Consider the following 619-nt stretch of genomic DNA (forward strand, 5'->3'; position numbering starts at 1 on the left):
AGCCTCAGCCCCAGACTGCCCCTGCCGAAAATGACAAACCTGCCCGAGTTAGCCGGGAACTGTCGATGGCATGGGACAACATGGGGCGCGGTGGTGCTGCATTACGTCAACCTGGTTATATCCATGTGCTGGGCGACGGTAATGTCAGCGCAACGATGAACAAGGTCAAAGATGACTCCGCTGGTTCAGATAAAACTCCAGCAGGGATCAAACAGCACGGGGATGTCAACGAAGCCATCAATACCTTCAAGTCCATGAATAAAGGCAAAGGCTACTCGCTGTACGAGTTGTCACGCTGGGAACGCTATTGCGATGGTGGCAAAGGTATGGACGAGCACGATTGGCGCTTTGTGGAAGCCGAGGGAACCACAAACATCCCCAAGGACGTTGTAACCGGCTGCATACCACCTACCCACACCTATAAAGATTATCTGAATGCCTGGACGCACTTTTGCACCAGTCAGGCTGTAACTGACGCAGATCGCCGCATTGTGCGCGAGTCCGTGCGTCCCTATTCAGTGGTGAACCCATGCAAAGCTCTGAAATAAGAAACCAGACAGAGCTAGGCCGTAAGGCTGAGCTCTTCGACGCTTTATTAATCATGCTCCAGGAGGCCGGT

General features: G+C 53.2%; 1 protein-coding gene. It reads left to right on the top strand.

Annotated features, from left to right (window positions below; genetic code table 11):
* Positions 1 to 548: hypothetical protein (locus R8N49_RS28420; protein WP_318190606.1), on the top strand; the 548-nt coding region annotated here is incomplete at its 5' end.
* Positions 549 to 619 lie beyond the last annotated feature (71 nt).

Source organism: Vibrio sp. 1978 (assembly GCF_033344345.1).